The following is a 267-nucleotide window of genomic DNA, read 5'->3' as shown; positions in this document are numbered from 1 at the left end:
GAAAACGGGCTTTACGTAGTGGAGTTGAGTCCCAGTGCCTTGGCACTCGTGCTGCCGTATTTGAGAAATATGGAGGAAGAAGTATGGCTGATGCAGTGGATGACGAAGAATATCGGTGCCACGGGTGCAAAAAGCTCATCCGCGATGGTGAAGGCCGCTACACAGGTCGCGAACGTCTAGATGAGTTCTGGCACTGGGATTGCCATAAGAAGCTCATAGTACCAGACACCAAATGGATTGATGATCTGCTGACCCGTTCTTTTGGGA

At 50.6% G+C, this 267-nt stretch carries 1 protein-coding gene; it reads left to right on the top strand.

What is annotated here, in order from left to right:
- Positions 1-83 precede the first annotated feature (83 nt).
- On the top strand, positions 84-267 hold a 184-nt coding region (locus tag AC1RPT_RS08045; protein WP_481763030.1), incomplete at its 3' end, for a hypothetical protein.

The organism is Dellaglioa sp. CoH-56-MRSF-11 (assembly GCF_056782135.1).
This window is presented reverse-complemented; position numbering and strand designations above follow the sequence as displayed.